26 protein-coding genes are annotated in these 24,039 nt (G+C 71.5%); 15 read left to right on the forward strand and 11 right to left on the reverse strand.

The genetic code is table 11. The annotated features are described in order from the left end of the window. Positions 1–6 precede the first annotated feature (6 nt). The 3 genes from ABZ671_RS22775 to ABZ671_RS22785 all read right to left on the reverse strand — a co-directional run bounded on the left by ABZ671_RS22775 (position 7) and on the right by ABZ671_RS22785 (position 1,714). Complete coding sequence (locus tag ABZ671_RS22775) at positions 7–219, reverse strand: hypothetical protein (protein ID WP_357861487.1); 213 nt, start codon at positions 217–219, stop codon at positions 7–9. A gap of 66 nt (positions 220–285) precedes the next feature. Then, complete coding sequence (locus ABZ671_RS22780) at positions 286–510, reverse strand: hypothetical protein (RefSeq protein ID WP_357861489.1); 225 nt, start codon at positions 508–510, stop codon at positions 286–288. A 118-nt stretch (positions 511–628) separates the two neighbouring features. Next, positions 629–1,714, reverse strand: coding sequence for a 3-deoxy-7-phosphoheptulonate synthase (locus ABZ671_RS22785; protein ID WP_357861491.1), 1,086 nt, complete (start codon positions 1,712–1,714; stop codon positions 629–631). A 259-nt stretch (positions 1,715–1,973) separates the two neighbouring features. Here ABZ671_RS22785 and ABZ671_RS22790 point away from each other — a divergent pair, with 259 nt between their 5' ends. From ABZ671_RS22790 to ABZ671_RS22830, 9 genes are all read left to right on the forward strand, one after another. Beyond that, complete coding sequence (locus ABZ671_RS22790; RefSeq protein ID WP_357861493.1) at positions 1,974–2,186, forward strand: hypothetical protein; 213 nt, start codon at positions 1,974–1,976, stop codon at positions 2,184–2,186. Positions 2,187–2,266: 80 nt separating this feature from the next. Continuing rightward, entirely contained in the window at positions 2,267–3,559 is a 1,293-nt protein-coding gene (locus tag ABZ671_RS22795) for a pitrilysin family protein (RefSeq protein ID WP_357861495.1), read from the forward strand. Next, positions 3,556–4,902 carry a pitrilysin family protein gene (locus ABZ671_RS22800; RefSeq protein WP_357861497.1) on the forward strand — a complete coding sequence of 449 codons (1,347 nt, stop codon included), beginning with the start codon at positions 3,556–3,558 and terminating at the stop codon, positions 4,900–4,902. The genes ABZ671_RS22795 and ABZ671_RS22800 overlap by 4 nt, the downstream gene beginning before the upstream one ends. A gap of 158 nt (positions 4,903–5,060) precedes the next feature. Further along, positions 5,061–6,083 (forward strand): aspartate-semialdehyde dehydrogenase, encoded by a 1,023-nt coding sequence (locus ABZ671_RS22805; RefSeq protein WP_357861499.1) that lies wholly within the window; start codon positions 5,061–5,063, stop codon positions 6,081–6,083. A 208-nt stretch (positions 6,084–6,291) separates the two neighbouring features. Next, entirely contained in the window at positions 6,292–6,732 is a 441-nt protein-coding gene (locus ABZ671_RS22810) for a PPOX class F420-dependent oxidoreductase (protein ID WP_357861501.1), read from the forward strand. Positions 6,733–6,797: 65 nt separating this feature from the next. Then, entirely contained in the window at positions 6,798–7,214 is a 417-nt protein-coding gene (locus ABZ671_RS22815; RefSeq protein WP_357861503.1) for a CBS domain-containing protein, read from the forward strand. 182 nt (positions 7,215–7,396) lie between these two features. Beyond that, complete coding sequence (locus ABZ671_RS22820) at positions 7,397–7,768, forward strand: SCP2 sterol-binding domain-containing protein (protein WP_357861505.1); 372 nt, start codon at positions 7,397–7,399, stop codon at positions 7,766–7,768. Continuing rightward, positions 7,768–9,828 carry a glycogen debranching N-terminal domain-containing protein gene (locus ABZ671_RS22825; protein WP_357861507.1) on the forward strand — a complete coding sequence of 687 codons (2,061 nt, stop codon included), beginning with the start codon at positions 7,768–7,770 and terminating at the stop codon, positions 9,826–9,828. Before ABZ671_RS22820 ends, ABZ671_RS22825 begins: the two co-directional genes overlap by 1 nt. Positions 9,829–9,942: 114 nt before the next feature. Continuing rightward, positions 9,943–10,692, forward strand: a complete 750-nt coding sequence (locus ABZ671_RS22830; RefSeq protein WP_357861509.1) for a lysophospholipid acyltransferase family protein — start codon at positions 9,943–9,945, stop codon at positions 10,690–10,692. A 56-nt stretch (positions 10,693–10,748) separates the two neighbouring features. Here ABZ671_RS22830 and ABZ671_RS22835 read toward each other — a convergent pair whose 3' ends face one another. The 4 genes from ABZ671_RS22835 to ABZ671_RS22850 all read right to left on the reverse strand — a co-directional run bounded on the left by ABZ671_RS22835 (position 10,749) and on the right by ABZ671_RS22850 (position 14,548). Continuing rightward, positions 10,749–11,489, reverse strand: coding sequence for a hypothetical protein (locus ABZ671_RS22835; RefSeq protein WP_357861545.1), 741 nt, complete (start codon positions 11,487–11,489; stop codon positions 10,749–10,751). A gap of 74 nt (positions 11,490–11,563) precedes the next feature. Then, positions 11,564–12,280, reverse strand: coding sequence for a response regulator transcription factor (locus tag ABZ671_RS22840; RefSeq protein ID WP_357861511.1), 717 nt, complete (start codon positions 12,278–12,280; stop codon positions 11,564–11,566). Continuing rightward, positions 12,250–13,383: a hypothetical protein gene (locus tag ABZ671_RS22845; RefSeq protein ID WP_357861513.1), complete on the reverse strand. Its 1,134-nt coding sequence runs from the start codon at positions 13,381–13,383 to the stop codon at positions 12,250–12,252. Before ABZ671_RS22845 ends, ABZ671_RS22840 begins: the two co-directional genes overlap by 31 nt. Next, positions 13,373–14,548, reverse strand: coding sequence for an ATP-binding protein (locus ABZ671_RS22850; RefSeq protein ID WP_357861515.1), 1,176 nt, complete (start codon positions 14,546–14,548; stop codon positions 13,373–13,375). The genes ABZ671_RS22845 and ABZ671_RS22850 overlap by 11 nt, the downstream gene beginning before the upstream one ends. Before the next feature lie 270 nt (positions 14,549–14,818). On the opposite strand from ABZ671_RS22850, the gene ABZ671_RS22855 reads away from it, so the two are divergent. Continuing rightward, positions 14,819–15,262, forward strand: a complete 444-nt coding sequence (locus ABZ671_RS22855; RefSeq protein WP_357861517.1) for a hypothetical protein — start codon at positions 14,819–14,821, stop codon at positions 15,260–15,262. A gap of 6 nt (positions 15,263–15,268) precedes the next feature. Here the strand turns inward: ABZ671_RS22855 and ABZ671_RS22860 are convergent, their stop codons facing one another. From ABZ671_RS22860 to ABZ671_RS22870, 3 genes are read right to left on the reverse strand one after another with little or no spacing between them, the layout of a single operon-like run. Further along, positions 15,269–16,123, reverse strand: a complete 855-nt coding sequence (locus ABZ671_RS22860; RefSeq protein ID WP_357861519.1) for an alpha/beta hydrolase — start codon at positions 16,121–16,123, stop codon at positions 15,269–15,271. Between the two features lie 6 nt (positions 16,124–16,129). Beyond that, positions 16,130–16,696, reverse strand: coding sequence for a dienelactone hydrolase family protein (locus tag ABZ671_RS22865; protein ID WP_357861521.1), 567 nt, complete (start codon positions 16,694–16,696; stop codon positions 16,130–16,132). Between the two features lie 46 nt (positions 16,697–16,742). Continuing rightward, the gene (locus ABZ671_RS22870) at positions 16,743–17,348 is read right to left on the reverse strand and encodes a TetR/AcrR family transcriptional regulator (protein ID WP_357861523.1); all 606 of its coding nucleotides are present in this window, start codon (positions 17,346–17,348) and stop codon (positions 16,743–16,745) included. A gap of 90 nt (positions 17,349–17,438) precedes the next feature. On the opposite strand from ABZ671_RS22870, the gene ABZ671_RS22875 reads away from it, so the two are divergent. Both ABZ671_RS22875 and ABZ671_RS22880 read left to right on the forward strand, forming a co-directional pair. Continuing rightward, positions 17,439–18,653 carry an FAD-dependent oxidoreductase gene (locus ABZ671_RS22875; RefSeq protein ID WP_357861525.1) on the forward strand — a complete coding sequence of 405 codons (1,215 nt, stop codon included), beginning with the start codon at positions 17,439–17,441 and terminating at the stop codon, positions 18,651–18,653. A 173-nt stretch (positions 18,654–18,826) separates the two neighbouring features. Beyond that, complete coding sequence (locus ABZ671_RS22880) at positions 18,827–21,004, forward strand: penicillin acylase family protein (protein WP_357861527.1); 2,178 nt, start codon at positions 18,827–18,829, stop codon at positions 21,002–21,004. Between the two features lie 59 nt (positions 21,005–21,063). On the opposite strand, the gene ABZ671_RS22885 is transcribed toward ABZ671_RS22880, so the two are convergent. After that, positions 21,064–21,594 carry a hypothetical protein gene (locus ABZ671_RS22885; RefSeq protein WP_357861529.1) on the reverse strand — a complete coding sequence of 177 codons (531 nt, stop codon included), beginning with the start codon at positions 21,592–21,594 and terminating at the stop codon, positions 21,064–21,066. 226 nt (positions 21,595–21,820) lie between these two features. Here ABZ671_RS22885 and ABZ671_RS22890 point away from each other — a divergent pair, with 226 nt between their 5' ends. From ABZ671_RS22890 to ABZ671_RS22900, 3 genes are all read left to right on the forward strand, one after another. After that, the gene (locus ABZ671_RS22890) at positions 21,821–22,027 is read left to right on the forward strand and encodes a hypothetical protein (RefSeq protein ID WP_357861531.1); all 207 of its coding nucleotides are present in this window, start codon (positions 21,821–21,823) and stop codon (positions 22,025–22,027) included. Positions 22,028–22,394: 367 nt separating this feature from the next. Further along, positions 22,395–22,529, forward strand: a complete 135-nt coding sequence (locus tag ABZ671_RS22895; protein ID WP_357861533.1) for a hypothetical protein — start codon at positions 22,395–22,397, stop codon at positions 22,527–22,529. 648 nt (positions 22,530–23,177) lie between these two features. Further along, positions 23,178–23,735: a hypothetical protein gene (locus ABZ671_RS22900; protein WP_357861535.1), complete on the forward strand. Its 558-nt coding sequence runs from the start codon at positions 23,178–23,180 to the stop codon at positions 23,733–23,735. The last annotated feature ends 304 nt before the right edge of the window (positions 23,736–24,039 follow it).

Raw genomic sequence — 24,039 nt, forward strand, 5'->3', positions numbered from 1 at the left:
GGTTCCTCAGGTGGCCCGGGTGCCGTGGTCCTCGCCGGCCCAGCCACGCGACGCCTCGGGCTCCCGCTCGCCCTCGTCCTCGCCGGTGATGACCTCGTCCGCGACCGCCGTCTCCTCGTGCTCCCGGGCGAAGTCCGGGTCGGCGTTCGGGTCCGGCGCCGTCGGCGGCTGGCCGAGCGCCTCGATGTGGTGCTGCTGCCCCTGCCCGCGTTTGGTCATCCGGGTGTCCTCTCCGTCGTACGCACCGGCCGGGTCCGCCCGTCGCGGGCGTGCCTGCGGCACGGATCAGCCCGCGGTCCCGCCCAGCAGGTCGGCCGCCTCGTCGACCGCGTACTCGCCCTGAGGAAGCGCGGCGATCCTGGCCAACAGCTGCGCGGGGAGTTCGGCGGCGATCGCCCGGCGGTAGATGTCCACCTGACTGATCCGCTCCTGGCCGTGATAGATGTCGTCGAGCAGCTCGTCGAGCAGCCGGGTGTCCGGCTGCGCGGTCACGGACGCATCCTCACTCACCCCGCCCGCCTACCCGGTCCCGAATCGCCCAAACGCGGACCTTTCGTTGATCATGAGGTTGGCGGCGGTGTCGATCTTCTTGGGCGCCGTCAACCTCATGACCAACAAGGCGGGGTGGTCAGGCGGGGGTGGGGAGCGTGGCGCGGCGGGTGCGGGCGGACTGGGCCAAAGCGGTGAGGACCTCGATGGTGGTGTCCCAGCCTAGGCAGGCGTCGGTGACGGACTTCCCGTACTCGAGTTTCCGGGTGGGGTCCAGGTCCTGCCGGCCGGGCTTGAGGAAGCTTTCCAACATGACGCCGACGATGCCGCGCTGGCCGGCGGCGAGCTGAGCGGCCACGTCGGCGGCGACCACCGGCTGGTTGCGGTGGTCCTTGCCGCTGTTGGCGTGGCTGGCGTCGATCACCACACGCTCGGGCAGCCCGGCCGCGCGCAGCAGGTCGAGCGCGGCGGCCACCGACTCCGCGTCGTAGTTCGGCCGGCCGCCCCCGCCACGCAGCACCAGGTGCCCGTCGGCGTTGCCGCGGGTGTGCATGATCGCCGGGGTGCCGGAGACGTCGATGCCGGGGAAGACGTGGGGCACGCCGGCCGCGCGGATCGCGTCCACAGCGGTGGAGATGCTGCCGTCGGGACGGTTCTTCATGCCGATCGGCATGGACAGGCCGGAGGCGAGCTGCCGATGCACCTGGCTCTCCACCGTCCGGGCGCCGATCGCCCCCCAGGCCACGGTGTCGGCGATGTACTGCGGCGTGATCGGGTCGAGGAACTCGCAGCCCACCGGCAGGCCGAGGCGCAGCACGTCGAGCAGGAGCGCCCGGGCGGTACGCAGGCCGGTGTTGACGTCGCCCGACCCGTCCAGCCCCGGGTCGTTGATCAGGCCCTTCCAGCCCACCGTCGAGCGGGGCTTCTCGAAGTAGACCCGCATCACCACCAGCAGGTCGTCGGCGAGCCGGTCGGCGGCCTCGCGCAGCCGGCCCGCGTACTCGAGGGCGGCGGCGGGGTCGTGCACCGAACAGGGGCCGACCACGACCAGGAGCCGGTCGTCGGCCCGGTCCAGCACCCGGCCGACGGCGCGCCGGCCGGCCACCACGGCCTCGGCGAGCGGCGTGTCCAGCGGCAGGTGGTGGTGCAGCAGGGCCGGGGTGGTCAGCGGCACGACACGGTCGATCCGCTGGTCGATGACGTGGTGGGCGTCCGGGGTCGTCACGGTGGGGCTCCTTCCGCCGACCGTGCCCCGGGGCCGGCGCCCGGGGGTCGAGCCGGCTGCTCAATTGCGAAAGGGCAGGGATTCATCCCTGCCCGGCCGGCTCGAAGAAAAGTGACGTCAGATCATGGTGAGGTCACCGGCTCCTCCAGCCGGCTGCCTAAACCATCGATACGACCGCGTCACGCCGGCCAGCCTACCCCGACGCGACGGGGAAGTCCCGCTCCGTTCCGCAGAGCGGTACGCGGGGTATGAGGACGGCATGAGTCAGGAGCAGAGCGACCAGGAACGAATCGGGGCCCGAGCCCACCTGCTGCCCGAGGAGGCCGCGGCGGGCAGCGAGGACCCGGAGGCCCAGGCCGACGCGATCCTCGCCGAGTCGGACATCCGGGAGGACGTGAACGTCGCCCAGGACACCACGCTGGAGCACCGCACGTCGGATCAGACCGTGACCCCGAGCGAGCCACCGGACTGAGGCGGACCGCACGCGCCGGCACGGCCGAAGATGCCTCCGCTCGTCACCTTTCCGCCCGCGAGATCGGATAGCGTCGTGCCATGCCCGACAGCGGTTACCCCTGGCCCATCGAGACGACCCGACTTGACAACGGCCTGCGTGTGGTGGTGAGCGAGGACCGCACCGCCCCCGCCGTCGCCGTGAACCTCTGGTACGACGTGGGCTCCCGGCACGAACCGGAGGGACAGACCGGCTTCGCCCACCTCTTCGAGCACCTCATGTTCGAGGGCTCGGTGAACGTGGCGAAGACCGAGCACATGCGGTTCATCCAGGGATCCGGCGGTTCGCTGAACGCCACCACCAACCCGGACCGGACCAACTACTTCGAGACCGTCCCCGCCGAACACCTCGAGCTGGCGCTCTGGCTGGAGGCCGACCGGATGGGCGGCCTCGTGCCGGCGCTGACCCAGGAGACGCTGGACAACCAGCGGGACGTGGTCAAGAACGAGCGCCGCCAGCGGTACGAGAACGTCCCGTACGGCGACGCCTGGCTGCGGCTGCTGCCGCTGCTCTACCCACCCGGCCACCCCTACCACCACGCGACGATCGGGTCGATGGCCGACCTGAACGCCGCCGGCCTGCCCACCTTCCAGACCTTCCACACCACGTACTACGCGCCGAACAACGCGGTGCTCACCGTGGTCGGTGACACCACGGCCGGCGAGGTGTTCGCGCTGGCCGACAAATACTTCGGCGGGATCCCGTCCCGCGCCGACATCCCCGCCGCGCCAGACGGGCGGACCGTGCCGGCGACCGGCCGACCGGCGGTGGAGACCGTCACCGCCGACGTGCCCGCCCCCCGGGTGTACGTCGCGCACCGCACCCACCCGTTCGGCACCGCGGGGTACGACGTCACCACCGTGCTCGCCACCGTCCTGGGCAGTGGCCGGGGCAGCCGGCTCTACCAGCGGCTCGCCGACGGGGAACGGATCGCCCAGCCGGACCTGGTCGGGGCGTACGGCGTGGACCTGGCGCACGGCCCGGCCCCGCTGATCGCCACCGTCACGGCCCGTCCCGGCGTGACCGCCGAGCGGTTGCGGAACGGGCTGGTCGAGGTGGTCGACGAGCTGGCCACCGTGCCGGTGACCGCGACCGAGCTGGACCGCGCCAAGGCGCTGCTGAGCACCCAGTGGTGGCGGCACATGTCCACCGTGGACGGCCGGGCGGACACGCTGGGCCGGTACGCCACCCAGTTCGGTGACCCGGCGAAGGCCGGCGAGCGGCTGCCCGCCTGGCTCGCCGTCACCGCCGAGCAGATCGCCGAGCAGGCCGCCGAACTGCTCGGCGCCGCCGACCGGGTGACCCTGACCTACCAGCCCGAGGAGGCGTCATGACGTTGATCACCACCCGTCCCGGGCCGGGTGCCGCCCGTCCGTACCGGTTCCCGCAGGTGATCCGCCGGTCCGTCGCCGGCGGGCAGGTCGTCGCCGCGCACCTGCCGGGGCAGAACCTCGCGGTCGCGCTGCTGCTCCTCGACGGGGGCGCCGGCCGCGAGCCGGTCGGCAAGGAGGGGCTGGGCGGGGTGCTCGCCAAGGCGCTGGAGGAGGGCACCGCGCAGCGCGACGCCACCGCGTACGCGCTGGCCATCGAGGCGCTCGGCACCGAGCTGGTGACCGGGCTGGACTGGGACTCCTTCCAGGTCAGCGTGCAGGTGCCGGTCGACCGACTGAGCGCGGCCGTGGAGCTGCTCGCCGAGGCCGTCCGCACCCCGAAGCTCGCCCCGGCCGACGTGCTGCGGGTTCGCGACGACGAGGCGACCGCGCTGCGGATGGACTGGGCCAACCCCGGCCCCCGGGCGGACGCGGTGCTGCGCGGCGACATCTTCGGCACCGACAACCGTTGGGGCCGTCCGATGTACGGCGACCCGGACAGCGTGGCCGCCCTCGACGTGGACGACGTGACCGTCTTCCACTCGGAGTGGTTCATCCGCCCGGGGACGCTGATCGTCGTCGGCGATCTGGACCGACTCGACCTCGACGCGCTCGGCGCCGCGGCGTTCGCCGGCACCGCTGGCGGGCCGGTGGAGAAGGGCGGCCCGATCGAGGTGCCGCTGCACGACCGGCGGCGGATCATCCTGGTCGACCGGCCCGGCTCGGTGCAGTCCACGCTCCGCCTCGGGCACCCGTCCCCGCACCGCGCCCACCCGGACCACGTCCCGATGACGCTCGCCGGCACGGTGCTCGGCGGGGCGTTCACCTCCCGGCTCAACCACCTGATCCGCGAGGTGCACGGCTACACGTACGGCATCCGGGGCGACTTCGCCTCGTCCCGCCGGTTCGGCCGGTTCGGGATCAGCTCCGGCGTGCAGACCGCGGTGACCGCGCCGGCCCTGGTGGAGTCGGTCGGCGAGGTCTCGCGTACCCAGCTGACCGGGGTGACCGAGGACGAGCTGGCGGTGGCCCGCTCGTGGCGGGCCGGTCAGCTCTCGGTCGAGCTGCAGAGCCCGCGCGCGATCGCGTCGGCGTTGACCACCCTGGTGGTGCACGACCTGCCGGACGACTACCACGCCCGGCTGCGCGAGTCGCTGCTCGCCGCCGACGTGGCCGAGGTCTCGGCGGCGGCCGCGGCGTACCTTCACCCGGAGGCGCTCACCCTGGTCGTCGAGGGCGACTCGGCGGTCATCCGGGACGAGTTGGTCGCCACCGGCCTCGGCGAGGTCGTCGACCACACCCCCTGACCGTCCCGGGCGCGGCTCCGGTCGTGGCCCTGGCGCGGGCGTCGGCACCGTGCCAGGGCCTGCCGGGAGGTGTGATTTCGGTCGCGGACGCCCGCGCCGGGCCCGTGCGGTGGGAAACGTTTCCCGGTCGGGCCGCCCGGCTGGGTAGCCTCGCGGGCATGAGGATCGGCATTGTGGGAGCCACCGGCCAGGTCGGTGGCGTGATGCGGCAGGTGTTGGCGGAGCGGGAGTTCCCGGCGGAGCAGGTGCGGCTGTTCGCCTCGGCGCGGTCGGCCGGGCGCACCCTGCCCTGGCGGGACGGCGAGGTTACCGTCGAGGACGCGGCCACCGCGGACTACCGCGGGCTGGACATCGTGCTCTTCTCGGCGGGCGGAAGCACCGCCCGGGAGCTGGCACCCCGGGTCGCCGAGGCCGGCGCGGTGGTCATCGACAACTCGTCGGCGTTCCGGATGGATCCCGCGGTTCCGTTGGTGGTCGCCGAGGTCAACCCGCACGCCATCGCTGACCGGCCGAAGGGCATCGTGGCCAACCCGAACTGCACCACCATGGCCGCGATGCCGGTGCTGCGTCCGCTGCACCGGGAGGCCGAGCTGGTCAGCCTGGTCATCGCCACCTACCAGGCGGTGTCCGGCGCCGGTCTGGCCGGCGTGGCCGAGCTCGACGAGCAGGTCCGCAAGGTCGCCGAGCACGCCACTGGGCTCGCCTTCGACGGCGCGTCCGTCGAGTTCCCCGCGCCGCGCTCGTTCGCCCGCCCGATCGCCTTCAACGTTCTCCCGCTGGCCGGCTCGATCGTCGACGACGGCTCCTTCGAGACCGACGAGGAGCAGAAGCTGCGCAACGAGAGCCGGAAGATCCTGGAGATCCCCGGGCTGAAGGTCTCCGGCACCTGCGTCCGGGTGCCGGTCTTCACCGGCCACTCGCTTCAGATCAACGCCCGCTTCGCCCGCCCGATCACCCCGGCCCGCGCCCGCGAGCTGCTCGACGGCGCGCCGGGCGTGGCGCTCTCCGACGTGCCGACCCCGCTGGAGGCAGCCGGCCAGGACCCGACCTACGTCGGGCGGATCCGGGCCGACGAGACCGTCGAGCACGGCTTGGCCCTTTTCTGCGCCAACGACAACCTGCGCAAGGGCGCCGCGCTCAACGCCGTACAGCTAGCCGAACTGGTCGCCGCCGACCTCTGACCCCGCCCCCGCCCCCCCGCCCCCCGCCCCTCCCCGCGCGCCGATCATGGAGATGTGGTTTCCGGCTTGACCGGTTTCGAGTCCTTCGTCCACCGCCGCAACTCCATGATCGACGGGAACAGGGAGGCGCGGGAGCGGGGAGGGGGTGCGGCGGGGTGGGGGTTTGCGGTGGAATGGGGGATTGCGATCACGTTGAACCGGAGGCCCCATGACGGACGAACAGACCCGGCACGACCTGACCGACCTCATCGCGAGCCGGTGGCTCGGCGTGCTGGCCACCATCAAGCGGGACGGGCGGCCTCAGCTGTCCAACGTGGTCTACTCCTTCGACCGTGGGCCGGGCCTGATCCGCGTGTCGGTCACCGACGGCCGGGCCAAGACCGCCAACCTGCGCCGCGACCCCCGGGCCAGCTTCCACGTCAGCAGCGAGGACGGCTGGGCGTACGCGGTGGCGGAGGCGCGGGCCGAGCTGACCCCGGTCGCCGAGCGGCCGGACGCCCCGACCGTCGAGGAACTGGTCGGCCTCTACCGCGCGGTGCAGGGCGAACACCCGGACTGGGACGACTTCCGGCGGGCCATGGTCGCCGAGCGCCGGCTCGTGCTGCGGCTGCACGTCGAGCGCGTCTACGGCATGCCCCCGCGCCGCTGACCCGGGCGGGTTACCCCGGCGCGGCGGGCGGGTAGACGGCGGTGCCGAACCGAGAGGGGAGCACCATGACAACGGTCGGAGAGTTTATGACGACCCGGTTGGTGACGATGGACGGCAGCGACACCCTCACCGCCGCGGCGCAGGAGATGCGGGACAGCGCCATCGGCGACGTGGTGGTGACCGACGGTGACAACGTGGTCGGCATCGTCACGGACCGGGACATCACGGTCCGCGGCGTGGCCGAGAACCTGGACCCCAACACGACCAGGCTCAACCAGATCACCAGCAAGGACGTGGTGACAGTGAGCCAGTACGACGACGCGGTGGCCGCCGCCGACCTGATGCGGACGTACGCGGTCCGTCGGCTGCCGGTGATCGACGACGGCCGCCTGGTCGGGCTGATCTCGATGGGTGACCTCGCCGTCGAGCGGGAGCCCCAGTCGGTGCTCGCCGACATCAGCGCCGACGACCCCAACAACTGACCCGTCCGCCGCGACCGAACGCCGGCCTCCCGTTGCGGGGGCCGGCGTTCGCACGTCCGGGACCCGTGCGCCGAACATGCCACCACCGGCGAGTCACCCGAACCGGGCGAGGTTGACGGCGTGCCCGGCGGGGACCCCTCCTCGGACGTGGAACGCCGCGGCTCGCGGGAGGAGTGAACCGGATGGTGGACGCGACCACGAGGTTCTTCGAGGAGCTGGACCGGCGGGGGTTCGAACCCCTGCTGGCGAAGAGCTCCGGAACCCTGCGCTTCGACCTGCACGAGGGGGCGCAGACGACACACTGGTTGCTGCAGATCGACCGGGGCAACCTTCAGGTCCGGCAGGAGGACCGGGAGGCCGACACGGTGGTGGGCAGCGCGCCGCGGCTCTTCGACGAGCTGGTCACGGGCCAGGAGAACGCCATCGCGGCCCTGCTCCGCGGCGACATGACCGTCGCGGGCGACCTGCGGCTGCTGCTCCAGGTCGAGCGGCTGCTGCCCGGCCCGGCGGACTCGCAGTGTCCGCGGCACCCGTTCCGGAGGGAGATGCACTGATGGCGGGCACCAACACGGTCCGAATCCTCGACGGAAACACCTTCGTGGTCTCGGAGGACACCGGCGACATCGAGGCCACGCCGAGCGAGCCGACCGGCCTCTTCGCCATCGACACCCGGTACCTGTCGAAGTGGGTGTTGACGGTCAACGGGGAACGGCTCAACTCGCTGTCGTACGACGACCTGCAGTACTTCGAGGCCCGGTTCTTCCTGGTGCCGGGGCTGGCCACGCACTACGTCGACGCCAAGTTGTCGATCATCCGGGAGCGAGCGGTGGGCGGCAGCTTCCGGGAGACGCTGACCATCCTCAACCACGACGAGAAGGCCGTCGACCTGGAAGTCCGGATCGACGCCGGCTCGGACTTCGCCGACCTGTTCCAGGTGAAGGACGAGATCTTGAACAAGAAGGGCGAGATCTACTCCGAGGCCGAAGAAGATCGGCTCCGGCTGGGCTACCGGCGGGGCAACTTCAAGCGGGAGACCATCATCTCGGCCTCCGTCCCGGCCAGGTACGACCGGAACGGACTCTCCTGGACCCTCCACCTGGAGCCCAACGAGCAGTGGGACACCGGCATCGACGTGCAGACCACCGCGATCGGCCCGGGCGGCCGGGACCTGCGGATGGGGCTGCGGGCGCACGGCGTCGAGCGGCTGGCCCTCCAGCGCGACCTGGAGGAGTGGATCGACCGGGCCCCGAAGGTCAACAGCGAGCACGGCGAACTGGCGTCGACGTACCGGCGCAGCCTGATCGACCTGGCGGCGCTGCGCTTCTCGCCGATCTCCCTCGGCGGGCAGACGCTGCCGGCCGCCGGTCTGCCCTGGTTCATGACCATGTTCGGCCGGGACAGCATCCTCACCTGCCTCCAGGTGCTGCCCTTCGCACCCGACATGTCGAAGACCACGCTGCGGATCCTCGGTTCGCTGCAGGGCACCCGGTTCGACGACTTCCGGGAAGAGGACCCGGGCCGGATTCTGCACGAGATGCGGTACGGCGAGACGGCGGCCTTCGAGGAACAGCCGCACTCGCCGTACTACGGCTCGGTGGATGCGACGCCGCTGTTCGTGGTGCTCCTCGACGAGTACGAGAAGTGGAGCGGCGACGTCGCGCTGGTCAAGGAGTTGGAACAGGAGTGCCGGGCGGCGTTGAAGTGGGTCGACGGCTACGCCGACCTGGTCGGCAACGGCTACATCTGGTACGAACGCCGCAACACCGACACCGGCCTGGAGAACCAGTGCTGGAAGGACTCCTGGGACTCCATCTCGTACGCCGACGGCAAGCTGCCGCCGTTCCCGCGGGCCACCTGCGAGGTGCAGGGGTACGCGTACGACGCCAAGATGCGGGCCGCCCGGCTGGCCCGGGAGTTCTGGAACGACCCCGCGTACGCCGACCAACTGGAACGCGAGGCGGCCACGCTCAAAGAACGGTTCAACCGCGACTGGTGGGTGGCGGACGGCGAGTACTACGCCCTCGGGCTGGACCCCGACGGACGGCAGTGCGACGTGCTCAGCTCCAACATCGGTCACCTGCTGTGGAGCGGCATCGTCGACGAGGACCGGGCGGCGAAGGTCGCCGAGCATCTGGTCGGGCCGCGCCTCTTCTCCGGCTGGGGGGTACGCACCCTGGCCGAGGGCGAGGTCCGCTACAACCCGATCGGCTACCACAACGGCACCATCTGGCCGTTCGACAACTCCTTCATCGCCTGGGGTCTGCGCCGGTACGGTTTCGCCGAGGAGGCCGCCTGCATCGCCAACGGCATCCTGGACGCGGCACGCTACTTCGACGGCCGGCTACCGGAGGCGTTCGGCGGCTACCACCGGGAGCTGACCAAGTTCCCCGTGGAATATCCGACGGCGTGCAGCCCGCAGGCCTGGTCGACGGGGACGCCGCTGCTGCTGCTCCGGACCATGCTCGGGCTGGAGCCGCACGAGGGGCACCTGTCGGTCGACCCGCGCCTGCCGGTGGGCATGGGGCGGATCGAGGTGCTCGACATTCCGGGCCGGTGGGGCAAGGTCGACGCCTTCGCCCGGGGCCGGCTGGACCTCAACAAGCTCGCCGCCTGATCGGGGCGAACCCGCTCAGTGGCCGAGCAGGTCCGTCCAGGGGTCGTCGTGGTACCCGAGCCCGCACTGCTCCGCACCTACGGTTGCGTAACCTACTCGCGGTAAAGTTGCTGGATGCCGGAACTCGTGTATCCGCCCGTGATCGCCGCCGCCAAAACGATGTTCCGGGTCCTGGACCTGCGCCTGACGGTGAAGGGCAGCCACCATGTGCCCCGCACCGGGGGCGCGGTGCTGGCCAGCAACCACGTCAGCTACCTGGACTTCATCTTCTGCGGCTTCGGCGCGCTCGAGTCCCGCAGGCTGGTCCGGTTCATGGCCAAGGACTCCGTCTTCAGGCACAAGGTCTCCGGCCCGCTCATGCGAGCCATGAAGCACATTCCGGTGAACCGGGCGGCTGGCGCCGGCTCGTACCAGACCGCGGTGGCCGCGCTGCGGCGCGGCGAGGTGGTCGGCGTCTTTCCAGAGGCGACCATCAGCCGATCCTTCACCGTCAAGGAGCTCAAGAGCGGGGCCGCCCGGATGGCCCAGCAGGCGTCCGTGCCGCTGCTGCCGGTCGCCCTCTGGGGCGGCCAGCGGCTCTGGACCAAGGGCCGGCCGCGCGCGCTGACGCGCCGGCACACGCCGATCACCATCCTGGTCGGGGAGCCGATCGACCCGGCCGGGTACCCGGACGCCACCGCGCTGACGGTCGAGCTGCGCAGCCGCCTCGCCGCACTGGTCGACCGGGCCCAGCGGGAGTACCCGGAGCAACCCGCCGGCCCCGAGGACGCCTGGTGGCAGCCGGCCCACCTGGGCGGCGCCGCGCCCACCCCCGAGCAGGCGGCCGAGCTGGACCGTCGGGGCCGCGGTGCCCGTACCGCCTGATTCCGTTCCGGCTGGCGGGTTCCGGCCGTTGGCGGGCTGCGACTCGGCCGATCGTGTCAGCAGGCGGAGCCGGGCCGGTCCTGCGCCGGAAACGCCAGCCGCGGCCAGGCGGGTGCGGCGTCCCGCACCGGGCGGTAGTAGTCGTCCCGGGACAGGAACTCCACCGGCAGGGACCCCGGCAGGGTCACCGCACCCCGGGCCGGTCCGGGCGCTGCGCCGGCCCGGATCAGCAGCGTGTCCCGCTCCGGCGGGGAGAGTTCCACCAGTTCGGGGTGGACCAGGCGGAACGCGGCCACCGCGCGGCGTACCTGTCGGGCCAGTGTGACGATCAGGGCGTCCGAGCCGGCGAGGGCGAGCGTCGGCTGCCGGATGGTCCGCAATGCGTCGCAGACCACCCGCAGCTCGAGGTCGCCGTCGGGGCCGTCGGCCAGCTCCATCCGGGACGGCCACTGCCATCGGATCTGCCCGCTGACCAGGCGGGACAGCCGGACCGGACGCCGGTGTCGGGCATGCGTCCGGCCGTCCCGCCCGGGCACCAGCGACAACTCGGCGTCGGGGCAGACGTAGGCGAGCCGCCGGTCGGTCACGGTGACCGTCGCCGGGGCGGAGAGCTTCCATGCGCAGACGCTCTCGGTGGGACCGAGCAGTTGACCGGCCACGCCGAGCCGGTGCTGGGCGAGCACCCGCTCGCCCACCTCGGGGACCAGCGCGTACCGCCGGTCGAGCACGGGACGGGCGCGGTCGTCCGCGTCGAAGCGGTGCGGCCCGATGAAGAAGGGTGCGGAGTCCTCCTGCACGGTCACGACCTCCCCGGAGACGGTTGGCGACAATCCGAGCCTGACCGACGCGACACCCGCTGTCATGACACCCGTTAGGGGGTCGGCCGGTCGGTGGATGCCTGCGACCGGTAGATGCCGATCTCTTCCGGTCGGACGAGCCCGTCCTCGATCGCCCGGGCGAGTAGCGCCGCCTTGGTGGCGGCCGGTCGTCCCGCCCGGGTGTACTTGATCCGGGCCCGGTCCACGTACTGCTTGACCGTGTGTTCGCTGATCCGCATGCGGCGGGCCACCGACGCCTTCGACATCGACTGGAACCACAGCAGCAGCGCCTCACGCTCCTTGTCCGACAGCGCCGGCCGGTCCGGCCGGGGATCGCCGACCATCGCCCCCGCCAGCGCCGGCGGCACGTACGGGCGGTCGCTCGCCGCGGCGAGCACCGTCGCCACGCAGTGCTCGCGCCCCTCGTGCTTGGCGAGGAACGCCACCGCCCCCGCGTCCAGCGCGGCGAGCATGGTGTCCGGGTCGGTGTGCTCGGAGTAGACCACCACCCGCCGCCCGGCGGCGCTCAGTTCGGCCAGCTTGTCGATTGCCATCCGCCCGTGCAGCCGCAGGTCGAGCAGGACCACCTCGGCCTCCGGGGCGGCCCGCAGCACCGCGTCCGGATCGTCCCCGGTGGCCAGTACGCGCAGCCGTGGCTCGCCGGCCAGCCAGGTGCGTACCCCGTCGATCACCACCGGGTGGTCGTCCACGATCGCCACCCCGATCGGCGGCCCCTCCGTCACGTCCTGCGCCATCTGGTCTGCGTCCATCGAATCTCCCCGTCCCGCTCATGCTCGAGTTCCACCGGCGCGTCCCCGTTGCCGGCCGCACCACCGTCCCCGACCGGCGGGCCGGTCGCGTCCGGCCCGTCCTGGTCGGGAGTGACCAGGCTGACCACCACCTCGTCCGGGCCGGCGACCACGGTCAGCCGGGCCCAGGCTCGGGCGTCGGCGAGGGCCGTGGCGACCGGGTCGGCGAGCCGTCGGCGGACCTCGACCGGCAGCTCCGGTGGGGCGCCGACGGCGACCAGCTCGATCGGCAGCCCGTTGCGTTCCGCCAGGTCGGCGGCGGCCCGCAGCTCGTGCAACAGCGGATCGGGCACGTCGTCCGATTCGGCGATCAGCCGGCGTAGCCGCGCCGCCGCCAGTACGCAGCGGCGGCGCACCTCCGGGTCGGCCGGGTCCGCGTCGCCGGCGGCGAGAGCGGCCAACACCTCCTCGGCGGTGCCGCTGACCAGGCCGAGCCGTGCCTGCCGGTCCGCCCGGGCCTGTTCCGCCGCCACTCGTTCTGCCTCGACCGCCGCCGTGGCCGTAGCGGTGCCGGCTCGGTTCCGGGCCAGGGCGGCGAGCGCAGCGCCGCCGACGAAGACCGCGACGGGCAGCGAGGACACGCCGTAGACGTACATCGCGTAGCGGGTGAGGTCGGCCGGGGCGTGCGCGCCGGACGCGAGCAGCGCGGCGAACGCGATCGCCGCGTGTGCGCCGAGTACCGCCAGCAGCCACCCGACCGGCCGTCGCCAGAGCACCAGCAGGAAGAACCAGACCAGGCCGCCCCACGCCCAGTTCGCCGGGGCGAAAGGTTGCCCGACCGCTACGAACACCACCGCGTCGACCACCAGCAGCACCGCGGTCAGCCCCCAGGCGGATGGCAGGCCACCACGCAGCAGGCGTACGCCGGCCACTACACCGACCGCCGCGGCCACCAGCCAGGCCGCGGCGATCACCGCCGTGGCGGCGGGTGCGGACCCGGCACCGAGCAGCTCCGGCAGGGCGATCGCCAGGTGCCAGGCCAGCGCGATGGTGACCGCGCCGATCCGGGCAGCCCGGTCGGAGGCGTCAGCCACCGCGCCCGCCGCAACCAGGTCAGTCGCCACCGGTCCACTCCAGCCGGATCCGGGTACCGGCACCAGAGGCGGAGGTCACCTCTGCCCGGCCGCCCACCGTGGCCATCCGACCGATGATCGACTCGCGCAGCCCGTACCGGTGTGCGGGGACGGTGGCCGGGTCGAAGCCGGGACCGTCGTCGGCCACCTCGACCACGACGGTGGCCCCGTCTCGCGCCAGGCGCAGGCTGGCGGCGGAACCCGGCGCGTGCCGGACCACGTTGGCCAGCGCGGCGGCGGCGCTGTCGGCCAGCGCACCGGCGGCCTCCGCCGGAACCACGCACCGCGCGAGCGTCGCGGCCACCGGCAGCTCGGGCAGCCGGGCCAGGGCCGCCCGCAGCCGGTCGTCCAGCGCCACCGGGCCGGTAACCGGCGCCGACCGGGCATCGGCCAGGTCGGCGAGGGTACGCAGGTCCGCCGCGCACCGGTCACGCAGTGTGGCCGAGGAGCCGGCCACCCCGCCGAGCCCGATCATGGTCAGCGTGCCGAGGACGGTGTCGTGCAGGTCGCGGTTCTGCCGCCGCTCGGCCTCCCGAGCGGCCCGCGCCCTGACCGCCTCGCGGGCCAGCCGCTGGTAGTCGGTGAACGCGGCGTCGGCGCGGCCGATCCGGCGCCGGATCACCGCCGTCATCACCGCCGCGATGCCGGTCTGCGTCAGCAGCGTCATCGCGTGCGCCCGCGCCTCGACCGGGTTGCCGGCGGCGGTGGCACCGATCGCGTAGCCGGCGGCGACCAGCAGGCCGGCCGGCACCGACCAGCGGGCCGGGGCGGTGGTCTGCGCGTTGATCACGGTGGTGCTGGCGAGCACCGCGATCCAGCTCACCTCGCCGGGCAGCACCTCCGGTGCGACCAGCCACGGGATCGCCAGCCCGGCCGCGGTGGTGAGCACGACGTCGCCGGCCACCAGCGGGCCGGTGGCCCCGTGCCGCAGCGCGCGGACCGCGTACCAGACGGACCATGCGGTCAGCACGGCGACCGCCGGCACCAGCAGCTCCACCCGGACCGGCGGGGTGCGGACCGCCAGGGCCACCACCGCGCCGACCAGGCCACAGGTCAGCCGGAGCAGCGCCGGCACGGTGGTGAAAACGCGGCTGAACGCGCCGCCGGCCGGTCGGTCCAGTGGGGTCGGCGAGGTCGTGGCGGCAACGACCGGCATCGGGGGAGGGTCCTTCCGGCAGCGACCCCGTCGGGTCCGCGCGGCATAGATCGACGTCGGAGAATAACATGCCAAACCGCAACGGGTCACCCTCGGTGCGCGCCGCGTCGCTCGCCCAGGGCAGGTCGCGGGCATTCCCGACGGTCGCCGTCACCTCCGGGTACGCCGCCCAGACGGCGGTCACGTGCGCCGGCACCAGGTCGACCAGGTGCACCCGGTAGCCGGCCGCTTCGAGCCACCCCGGTTGCGTGATTTTCCTACCCTGCCGCCATGACCTACGAGCCAGCCATGGTGTCACCGAAGAAGAACACGACCCGCACGGTGCTCATCGTCGTCGGTGTCGTGCTCGCGATCTGCTGTCTGGGTGGTGTCGTCGGCGGCTTCTTCCTCTATGGCGCGGTGAAGGACGCCACCGGTCCGGCCAAGACCACCGTGGACACGTTCGCCGGCGCGCTGGTCAGCCACGACTACCCGACCGCGTACGGGCAGCTCTGCGGTGAGCTGCGCGACCGGCTCAGCCAGGACGACTTCGTTCGACAGCAGTCGAATGGGCCGCTGCTGGACGGGTACGAGATCGTCGGCCTGAACGTCCAGAACAACAACGGGCGGGTGTTCGGGTCGGCAAGCGTGCGGTACACCGTGCGGCAGGGGATGCCCACCACGCAGACGTACGCCCTGACCAAGGAGGACGGGGCCTGGCGGATCTGCCAGTGACGGCTACTACCCCCGGTCGGTGTCGGCGGCGGCGCGTTCGCGCAGCCAGTCCAGAGCCGACTCGGCATGCCGGAGCACTGAGATGTGGCCGTCCTGGGGATAGCGACGCAACTCGGCGGCGGGGCAATGCCGTGCCAGCCATTCGCTGTGCGCCGCCGGCACGATGCCGTCCCGGTCGCCGTGCAGGAGCAGGACCGGCGGCGTGACCTGCGCGGGGCGGAAGCCCCACGGCGAGACGTACGCCAGGTCGTCGTCGATCAGCCCGCCCTGCCCTGCCTTCGTCGCCGGGCCGACCACGCTGTCGAACCAGGACCAGTCGCCGTGCAACGCGGCCAGGTCGGCCGGGGTGAACTGCGGATCGTATTCGGCGCCCGAGGTCTCGTACGCCACCTTGGCCGCCCGGCCCGCCGCCGCCGCGCGCAGCGACGCCACCCCGGACGGCACCATGCCGGCGAACCAGTCCAGCCCCTCCGCGTCGTACGGTGCCAACCCGGCGCCGCTCACCACCGCGATCACCCGGTCGGGCAGCAGCGCGCCGCAGGCCAGGGCGTGCGGGCCGCCGCCGGAGTGGCCCATCACCGCGAACCGTGCGATGCCCAGCGCGTCGGCCACCGCGGCGACATCCATGGCGGCGGAGGCGATGCCGCGCCCGGGGACCGGGGTCGAGCCGCCGTAGCCGGGACGGTCGTACGACACCCAGCGGAGGCCGAGCCGGTCGGCGGCCGCGAAAAGGGGCGCCGGCGGTGCGCCGATGTTGGGCGTGCCGTGGTGCCAGAAGACGGCTAGCCGGCCCGCGCCGCCGGTGTCGTAGACGTGCAGGGTGCGACCGTCGCCCAGCCGAAGCGCCGTCTCGGTCACCATGACGGGTCAGCCGACCCGGTCGAGGAAGTCCAGGGTGCGGCGTACGAGCAGCGTGGTGGCGGCCTCGTCGTACGTCTTCGCGCTGCGGTCGGTGAAGAGATGGCCACCGCCCGGGTAGAGGAAGAGCTCGGCGGTGTCGATTTGGCTCGCCACCGCCCGCATGACCGGCACCTCGGCCAGCTCGTCGTCGGCCATCGCGTGCAGCTGCGCCGGGACCCCGGCCGGCCAGGGCCCGCCGAAACTCTCCGGCGGCACCGCGCTCTCCAGCAGCAGCGCGCCCCGCGCGCCGGGACGCCGCTGAGCGAGCGACTGCGCCGGCAGCACCCCGAGCGAGATGCCCGCGTAGACGATCCACTCGGGCCGGGACGCGGCGGCGGCCTCGCCCCGTCGCACGATCTCGTCGAAGCCGATCGCCTCGGCGTGCGCCCCGCCCTCCTCGACGGACTCGAAAGTGGCGCCGTCGTACAGGTCGGGGGTGTGCACGGTGTGGCCCGCCCCGCGCCACCGGTCGGCGAACTCAAGAAAGCCCGGGGTCTGCCCCAGGACGTGATGGAACAACAAGATCTCGGTCACCCGGTCACCGTAGTGCCGTGGTGCGACAACCGTGACGAGGCCAATTTCACGACTCGTTGTGCGGGGCAGGGCTGAAGACGCCGGCGCGAAGGGCTGCGGCGGCTGCGGCGGCCGTACGTCGGGCGAACTCCTCGTCGATGGGCTCGTCGATGACGAGCAGCCGCAGGAAGAAGGGCGCGCCCAGGAGCTCGATCGCGGCCTGGGCGTCGGTGCCCTGGGGCAGCTCGCCGCGGCCGACCGCGTGGTCGATGATGGCCTCGGCCAGCCCGAACCGTTCGGCGAAGAAGCCGCGGACGATCTGCGCGGCGCGCGGGTTGCGGGGGGCGGCTGCGGCCAGGGCCGTGATCAGCTCGCCGGGCTCGCCGGTCATCCCGCGCCGGATCAGCAATGCCAGCTCTTCGAGGTCGGTGTCGAGGTTGCCGGTGTCCGGGATCGGGACGACCTCACTGGCGTACTCGCTGAGCAGGTCGCCGAGGACGCCTTCCAGGTCGGCCCAGCGCCGGTAGATCGACGTCTTGTTGACGCCGGCCGCCTGGGCGATCCGTTCGACGGTCAGCTCGGCGTACCCGTCGAGAAGAAGCTCGCGAGCGGCCGTCAGGACGGCGGCCCGGACGCGGGCGCTGCGCCCGCCCGGTCGCTGACCAACGGACATCGAGGCCTCCTCTATCGCACCAGCCGTTGCGTTACGCGTCCCATCATGTCAGGCTGCAAAAGCAACGTCGGTTGCGATTGGGGAGGATTCATGAAGACCAACGTCTGCGTCGTCGGCGGTGGGCCGGCAGGCCTCGTCCTCGGGCTGCTGCTCGCCCGGCAGGGAGTGGCGGTCACGGTGCTGGAGAAGCACGCGGACTTCCTCCGGGACTTCCGGGGTGACACCGTGCACCCCTGCACTCTCGACATGCTCGACGAGATCGGGCTCGGCGAACGGATGGCGGCCCTGCCCGGGCGCAAGGTCGGCGGGCTGCACGTCACCTTCGACGACGGCACCTACCCGGTCGCGGACTTCACCCGCCTGCCGGCGCCGCACAACTATGTCTACTTCGTACCCCAGTGGGATTTCCTGGAAATGCTCGCGATCGAGGCGGCGAAGTTCCCGACCTTCACGCTGCTCCGCTCCACCACCGTGACCGGCCTGCTCCGCGACGCGTCCGGCGCCGTCGCCGGCGTGCGGGCCGTCGGTCCGGAGGGCGAGCTGGAGGTCCGGGCCTCGCTCACCGTCGCCTGCGACGGCCGCGATTCGGTGGTACGCCGGGAGCTCGGCCTGCGGCCGGTCGACTACGGCGCGCCCATGGACGTGCTGTGGTTCCGGATCTCGCGCCGGCCCACCGACGACGACGGCCTGGCGATGCGGGTCGGCTCCGGCGGGCTGATGCTCGCCATCGACCGCGGCGACTACTACCAGTGCGCGTACCTCATCGCCAAGGGCGGCTACGACGAGATCCGCACGGCCGGGCTGGACGCGCTGCGCAAGCAGGTGGCGCGGCGGCACCCGCTCTTCGCCGACCGGGTCGGCGAGCTGGCCACCTGGGACGACGTCAAGTTGCTGACGGTGAAGGTCGACCGGCTGAAGCGGTGGCACGCGCCCGGCGTGCTGCTCATCGGCGACGCCGCGCACGCCATGTCCCCGATCGCCGGCGTCGGCATCAACCTGGCGGTGCAGGACGCCACGGCCACCGCCCGGATGCTGGGCCCGAAGCTCGCCGCCGGGCGGCCGGTGACCGAAGCGGACCTCGCTGCTGTGCAGAAGCGTCGACGCTTCCCGACCGTGCTGACGCAGAACATCCAGCGGGCCGCGCAGCGGCGCGTCGTCGACCCGCTGCTGCACGCCACCGGCCGGATCGAGTCGCCGGCACCGATTCGCCTGCTGAAGCGGTTTCCGGCGCTGCAGGCCCTCCCCGCCCGACTGGCCGGCATCGGCGTACGCCCCGAGCACGTGCGTAGCGCCGACACGATCTGACGAGTGTCGATTATTACGAGGATGTCTCACGGGAGAATATTTGTTGATCTCTATTGCTTCGTGATCGGAGCGAGTGTTACCTAGTTCAGAACACATTGATCATCAATCATCGCCCCGGCACATATCGGCGAACCGGGCATGATCCCTTGCTCCCGAGAAAGGTGGACCACCGTATGAACCACGCGCAGAGCAATGGGCTGAGCCGGCGCCGGATCCTTGGCGGAGCAGCCGGGCTGGCCGCTGGAGCCGCCGTATCCGCGACGGGACTGTCGTCCGGCGCCGCGTTCGCCGCACCCGGCCCGCCCGACCACGCCCGCTGGAACCAGCAGGCGGCGCACGTGACCATCACCCGCGATGACTGGGGGATCGCGCACGTGGTGGGCAAGACCGACGCCCACGCGGTGTTCGGGATGATCTACGCCCAGGCCGAGGACGACTTCAACCGCATCGAGCGGAACTACCTGGTCAACCTCGGCCGCCTCGCCGAGGCCGAGGGCGAGAGCGCGATCTGGCAGGACCTGCGCCAGCGGCTGTTCATCGATCCCGAGGTGCTGAAGGCCCTCTACGCCAACAGCCCGGCCTGGCTGCGCAAGCTGATGGACGCCTGGGCGGACGGACTGAACTACTTCCTCGCGACGCACCCCGAGGTGCGCCCGCGTGTGATCACACGCTTCGAGCCGTGGATGGCGCTGAGCTTCAGCGAAGGCAGCATCGGCGGCGATATCGAGCGGGTGTCGCTCACCTCGCTCCGGGCCTTCTACGACACCAACGCGGTGGCGATGGCCGAGATGGAGCCCGAAGCGCCGTACCGCCCGTCCCAGGCCTCGAACGGCATCGCGATCGCGGCGAGCCACACGCAGAACGGCCGGGCTCTGCTGCTGATCAACCCGCACACCAGCTTCTACTTCCGCTCCGAACTGCACATGACGAGCGACGAAGGGCTCAACGCCTATGGCGCGGCCACCTGGGGCCAGTTCTTCATCTACCAGGGCTTCAACGAGAACGTGGGCTGGATGCACACCTCGGCCGTGGTCGACAACGTCGACGAGTTCTCCGAGACCATCGTGACCGGGGCGGATGGCAACCTCTCCTACCGCTACGGCGACCAGTTGCGGCCGGTGACGACGAAGACGATCACGCTGTCGTACCGCACCGCGGACGGTGGGCAGGCCCAGCGCAGCTTCACCACCTACGCCACGCATCACGGCCCGATCGTGCGCCAGGCGTCCGGCAAGTGGATCGCCTTCGCCCTGATGAACAAGCCCGTCGAGGCGCTGCAGCAGAGCTTCCTGCGCACCAAGGCGCGGGACTACGCGGACTACCTGGAGGTGGCGAAGCTCAAGGCCAACAGCTCGAACAACACGTTGTTCGCGGATTCGAAGGGCACCGCCGCCTTCCTGCTGCCGCAGTTCATGCCGGTCCGCGACAATCGCTTCAACTACACCCAGCCGGTTGACGGCAGCGATCCGGCGACCGACTGGCAAGGGCTGCACAGCCTCGAGAGCATGCCACAGGTAGTGAATCCGAAGAATGGCTGGATGTTCAACACGAACAACTGGCCCTGGACCGCCGCCGGCGCGGACAGCCCCAACGCCGCTGATTTCCCCCGCTATTTCAACACGGGCAGCGAGAACGAGCGCGGGCGGCATGTCATCCAGCTGATGTCCGGGCGGAACGACTTCACCCCGCAGGCGCTGCGCGATGTCGCTTTTGATACCTACCTCCCCGCATTCGCCGATCTCATCCCGCAGCTCGTCGCCGCATGGGACAAACTGGCTGCGGGCGACCCGCAGAAGGTGAGGCTCACCGGCCCGATCGGTCTGCTTCGCGGCTGGGACTACCGCTGGAGCGCCAATTCCACCGCGACGTCGCTCGCCATCTTCTGGGCCGCGGGATCGCGTTCCACCGATGCGCAGCGACTCGCGTCGCTCGACGCCGCAGTGGACCGGCTGACCAGCGATTTCGGCAGCTGGCAGGTGCCCTGGGGCGAGATCAACCGCTTCCAGCGCAACGACGGCGCGATCACCCAGACGTTCGACGACGCGAAGCCGAGCATCCCGGTGCCCTTCACCTCCGGGACCTGGGGATCCCTCGCCACGTACCCGGGGGCTCGCCAGTCGGGCACGAAGCGCTTCTACGCCAGCAGCGGCAACACCTTCGTCGCGGTCGTCGAGTTCGGGCCGAAGCTGCGGGCCTGGGCGGTCAGGGAGGGCGGCAACAGCGGAAACCCCGCCTCGCCGCACTTCGCCGACCAGGCCGAGCGCTACGCGAGCGGCAACCTCCGGTCCGTCTACTTCTACCCGGAGGACCTCAAGGGCCACGTCGAGCGGCGCTACAAGCCCGGTAAGTGAGCAATCGGGGCCGCCTACCTGACCGGTGGGCGGCCCCGGGTGCTGCGCATCGGTTGGCCTTACGTCCAGCGCCCGCCGTTGCCGGTTGCCTTGGCCAGGTCGAGTAGATCGGCCAGGCGGTACCGCAGTACCCGGGCCTGCCCGATCGACAGGACGAGGCTGGCCGCGGCTGCGCCTTCCACGCTGGTCAGGTTCACCATGGGCTCACCGGCCGGGTGTAGGGCTTGGACCAGGGCCACCTCAACAATGAACGCCTCCGGCTGGTTGGTGTCCATTTGCCGGGTGCGGGAGCGATGTTGGCCCCGGCGCTGGCAGTCTTCTCGGTCGCACCAGCGCGGGTGGCTCAGGTCGGCCGGTTCGCTGGCGAGGGTGCCGGTCGGGTAGACGTGCACGTAGCCGCAGGGTCGGCCCACGTCGAGTGCTATGCCGACCGGGTGGGCGTCCAGCCCGGCCCGGGTGACCACGGCGGTGGCGCGGACAGTGTGCGCGGTACAGGTGTACGCGCAGGCGTCCAGCGAGTCGGCGGTGTACAACTCGATCCGGACTGTCGCGGCTTCTCCGCAGACGGGCAGGGTGAGTTGGGTGCCCACGAGTTGCCTCCTGACTAGGCGATCAAGGCCCTCGGCCGGCGGCGCAATCGCCGGCCGAGGGGCGTCTGCTCGCAGCCAAATCAGCAAACCGCAGTTGGCCTAAGTATGCAAGAGATCATCGTGGTTGCAAGGCCAAATTATGATCGCGGTCTCGCCGGCCTAGTTGGCTGGTGAGATCATCTGCCCTGTGGCCAACCGACTAGCGGATGCTGTGCGTGCGTTTCACATGGCGCAGGCGACCGCCGCTGCCTCCGCGCAGCGCGCAGCCGAGGATCGGGAGAAGGTCACCGAGGCCCGGGATCAGCTCGCCACGGCCATCGTGGACGCCGCTCGGGATGGCATGCGCCAAGTCGACATCGTGCGGGTTACCGGCTACACCCGCGAGCGCGTGCGCCAGATCCTCCGCGCCCACGGCGTCGCCCCCGACAGCTAGCGCGCGCAGGAACAGCGAACGGACGCCCTGGACTTCAGCAATCCCGAGGTATCCGGTCCATCCGCTCTGGGGAGCACGACGAATGGACTCTGTTCCCCAGGGCGGGCCTACCTGTGACTTGGCGGAGGTGTGCCGACCATGCCGAGCGATACCGAACGGGGCTTTGATCGCCTGCAAGGAGCCGACGTATGAAATCTGTTCCTGTGCATCCCCAGTGGTGCAGCCGCCCCGAATGCACCGTGACTCCGGACCGACCCGCTGACACGCACAGTTCACGGCCAATACTGCTGCCGCCGAACGACCGTGAGGCGATGTATCTGCGACTCGTGTTGCACCAAGCGGATTACCCGCACGGGCTGCCGGTGGTGTGTTGTGCGTCGAGGGGTTCGACGAGGACCCCGCCAAGGACCCGAATCCGCTGGCATTGCTGGCGCTGAGCACCCGCCAGGCCGCCATCGCGGCGCACGTGCTGCGACGCTTGGTGCGGCGTGCCCACGGCTGACGTGCCGCCCAGGGCTTTCGGCCACCGACTTTCAGGTCATCAGTTTGGAAGGTCGTTCTCGGCTGTCGTCCGGATCGCCTGGTCAGCGAGGGTGTCGTGCTGCCCGATCATGAACGCTGGGGGCCGTTCTGGGACACGGGCTACCGGCACGCGGCTGCACGGCAGCGCGGTGGGCGCGTGGCTGCCCGGCGGCCACCTTCGAGCGACTCGCCAAGCGCCATGACCCGGCGGCCACCCATGCCTGGCGAGCAGTCCTCGCGGCCGTAGACCTTCTGTTAGCTGAGGGGCGGAATCGGGCTGGGCGCTGCATCCGACCAAGACGAATCTGATCGGTCGCTGTCGTCGGCCTGGTGCGGCCCGCCGCGCCGGCCGATGCCGGCCGCCCGCCTGCCATGCGTCAGGCCGGGGTGATCTACTGGACTGGGAATGACAAGCCGTTGGCCTGGGGTGAGGGTGGTGCGCCCGGCAGGATTCGAACCTGCGGCCTTGGGATTAGAAGAAGATCGCGGATGGCTGGTCCGGTGCCTGTGCCCCTGGTCAGCCCGTCCGTAGCTGTCGGCTGATGTCGGCGTCAGTGGTTCACCTTGGCTGTACAGGTGGCTGTACGACTGGCGACGCATGGCCAGGGAGAGCCCTAGGCTGACGCCCATGTCGGCGGAGCGCGAAGTGATTGACCTAGACGAGCACGATCACCAGCTGTCGCAGTCGGACGACGTCACCCCGAACAGGCTCACGGCCATGCGGAAGATGAATGTACGGCTCGTCGCTGCCTTCGTGGTCGGCGTTGTGCTCGGTGGTGTCGGTGTCAGCGAGCTGCGGGACTCACGGGAGGAGCGGGAGCGGAACACTTCGGTCTCCCTCGTGGCCTTCCCTGCACCCATCAGCAACGGGACTTCGGACGGCGCGGGTGTCCTTCAGATGGACGCGCAACTGACACTGGTCAACGCTGGCCCTGCGCCGATCACGGTTCGTGCGGCTACCGGTGAACGCCCCGGCTTCCGGGTCAATGACTTCGGCCAGTCTCGGCTGCTACGCCCCGGCGGTACCGGCTGGATCGATGTCAAGCTGAACATCGAGTGCTCGGCGTTCTCGATCGAGCCGTTGCCGGTACGGTTCTCGGTCGAGACCCCCGACCGACAGGTCAGAGAGGTCACCTATTCCGTCGCCCTAGCGGGAAGCGCCTGGCACCACTCATGCAACGGCTGATCGGCAAAGCGTGGCGGCTAGCTCTGAAGCGGATCTCCTCGTCGGGCAGTCGCCAGACCGTCCAGCCTCCCCGGACGGGGACAAGGTGGAGCGCCTCACCAGCCGAACGACCTTGGCCCCGTCCGGGGAGGCTGGTAGCCCTTGTGGTGCCCGGCGAGGTGATCCGCGGCGGCATCTCTGAGGAGGGTCGGGGTTCGGGGCGGAGCCCTGAGGTCTTCTGATCGTGTCGTCCCCAAGCGTGGCCGGCCGGCCCGGCCGATGCCGGCCGGAGGTCGCCAGCAGGCCGGGGCCGGGCCGGCGCGGC

The organism is Micromonospora sp. NPDC006766 (genome assembly GCF_040636055.1).
Taxonomy (GTDB): domain Bacteria; phylum Actinomycetota; class Actinomycetes; order Mycobacteriales; family Micromonosporaceae; genus Micromonospora.